The organism is Methylomonas defluvii (assembly GCF_033949435.1).
In the GTDB taxonomy this organism is placed as follows: domain Bacteria; phylum Pseudomonadota; class Gammaproteobacteria; order Methylococcales; family Methylomonadaceae; genus Methylomonas; species Methylomonas defluvii.
This window is the reverse complement of record NZ_JAXARY010000054.1, coordinates 1-2,794: the sequence shown is the minus strand read 5'-3', so window position 1 is coordinate 2,794 and position 2,794 is coordinate 1. Positions and strand designations below refer to the sequence as shown.

At 58.7% G+C, this 2,794-nt stretch carries 1 protein-coding gene; it reads left to right on the top strand.

What is annotated here, in order from left to right; translation table 11 throughout:
• Positions 1–2,794: condensation domain-containing protein (locus QLH52_RS24475; RefSeq protein ID WP_319963277.1), on the top strand; the 2,794-nt coding region annotated here is incomplete at both ends.

The following is a 2,794-nucleotide window of genomic DNA, read 5'->3' as shown; positions in this document are numbered from 1 at the left end:
GCGTACCAATACCGAGCGAGTCTTGGCCGAGATTTGGCAAGAGGTTTTGGGTGTCGAGCAGGTAGGCATCGAAGACGATTTCTTCGAATTGGGCGGACATTCCTTGTTGGCCACGCAACTGATGTCGCGGATTAGCAAGCGCTTTTCGGTTGAATTGCCGCTACGCCATTTATTCGAGCATGGCAGGATTGCGACCTTGGCCGAAACGATAGAAGGACAGCAAACTGACGGAAATGGGCTACACACAGTCACTATACCACCAGCCTCCCGCAACGCTCCGATCCCGCTATCTTACGCCCAGCAACGTTTGTGGTTTCTGGATCAGATGGAACCCGACAACCCCTTCTACAACATCCCGGTGGCGCTACGCCTAGTCGGTCGACTAGACATCCCCGCGTTGACGCAAAGCTTCGCGACCATCGTCCGCCGGCACGAAGTCCTGCGGACTGTGTTCGACACCGGCCCGGACGGCGAGGTCGTACAAACCATCCGTCCTGGCCTAGCGGTAGAACTAGAGTGCATAGACCTGACCAGCTTAGAATCTGGCCAAGATGCTGCTTGGCAAGCACTCTGTCGGCAAGAAGCCGCCAAACCCTTCGACTTGCGTCGCGGACCTTTGATCCGAGCTAGTTTATTGCGGCTGGCAGAATGTGCCGAACAGCAGGATGCGGTGTTATTGTTGACCATGCACCACATCGTGTCCGACGGCTGGTCAGTGGAACTGCTGGTCGAGGAATTCAGTGCGCTGTACCGAGCGTTCACCCAAAGACTCGCCGCACAGCTAGCGGAATTGCCGATTCAATACGCCGACTTTGCCTGTTGGCAGCGCCAGTGGTTGAGCGGCGAGGTACTGAAGCACCAGTTAAACTACTGGCGGCAACAACTGGACGGCGCGCCGCTGGTGTTGAATCTACCGACTGACCGACCGCGACCGACGGTGACGACCTACCGTGGCGCCAGTCTGGTTTTCGAACTGCCGTTGACCTTGGCGCAAGCGATAAGAGAATTGAGCCGACAACACAATGTCACGTTGTTCATGGCGCTGTTAGGTGCGTTTCAACTACTGCTCAGCCGCTACAGTGGCCAAGTCGACCTCTGCGTCGGCAGTCCGGTAGCCAACCGGAATCGGCCGGAAATTGAAGGCTTGATCGGCTTCTTCGTCAACACCTTGGTTCTGCGCGCCGACGTATCGACCAACCCGACGGTAGCCGAGTTTCTAGCGCAAATCAAAACCACGGTCCTGGACGCCCAACAACACCAAGATCTGCCGTTCGAAAAACTGGTCGAAGCTCTTCAGCCCGAGCGTGATCCGAGCCGTAGCCCGCTATTCCAAGTCATGTTCGTCTTGGCCAAACAGGAACCGCTGACGTTAAGCCTGCCGGATTTAGCCGTCGAACTGATTGAGGGCTGCGACAACGTGGCCAAATTCGACCTCACCCTACACATCCAAGATTGGGCGGACGACCGAATCGGCGGAAGCTGGGAATACAACACCGACCTATACGATGCAGCCAGTATCGAACGTATGGACCGGCACTACCAACAACTGCTGCAAGCAGTTGCAGCAGCCCCCCTGCGCAAAGTCAGCGAACTGCCGCTGCTGAGCGAAGCGGAAACCCGGCAAATTCTGACCGACTGGAACGCCACAGAGGTTGACTATCCGCAAGACCGATGCATCCACCAACTGTTCGAAGCGCAAGTCAAGCAAACCCCGGACGCCGTAGCGCTGAGCTTCGAAGATCAGCACCTCACCTATGCCGAACTGAATACCCGTGCCAATCAGTTGGCACATTATCTGATTGAGCAAGGCGTGGGCCCGGACGTACCGGTCGGTATTTGTCTCGAACGCTCGCTGGAGATGGTGATCGGCTTGTTGGGCATCTTGAAGGCCGGCGGAGCTTACGTGCCGGTTGATCCCCACTATCCGGCCGAGCGGCGGGCTCTGATATTGGCCGATGCCGGCGTCCAGTTGTTGTTAACCAGAGCAGCACTCAATACCGAACTTGCCGCGATAGGGTACGCATCGCGTACCTTGTCCGCGTCAAAGCCCGATTCACACATCAAGGTACACGATGCATGCCCTACAGACTTGATAACGGCAAGAGACCGGATCGTCTATCTCGACCGCGACTGGCAGGCCATGGCCGACTATCCCGTGACCAACCCGACGGTGAGCCAGCATCCTTTGCATCTTGCCTATTTGATCTACACCTCGGGTTCCACTGGTCGCCCCAAGGGCGTGGCGGTGAACCACCGCAACGCGGTACATTCCACTTGGGCTCGGTTGGCGGGGTATGTCGAATCTGTCAAAGCCTATCTGCTGCTGTCCTCCTTTGCCTTCGACAGCTCGGTGGCCGGCATCTTCTGGACGCTGGCTCAAGGCGGCTGCTTGTGTCTACCTACTGACGACAGCAGCAAAGAGCCGGCTGCGCTGGCGGCCCTGATTGAACAACGGCGCATCTCTCACCTGTTAGCCTTGCCCTCGCTGTATGCGGTACTTTTGGAACAAACGCCCCAAGCATTAAGCAGTCTGCAAGTCGCCATCGTCGCCGGCGAAGCGTGTCCGACCGACGTTGTCAAACACCACCTTGCCGCGCTGCCCGGCATTAAACTCTACAACGAATACGGCCCGACCGAGGGCACGGTCTGGAGCAGCGTTTATCAAGCCGGTTTAGACGATTTGGATCGGACGGGGGGGGGGGGGGGGGGGCGCGCCCCCCCCCCCCCCCCCCACCCGCCGCGCTCCGGCGGACCCCACGCCCGGCGCGGGGGGGCGGGCCGGGGGAGGCGGGGG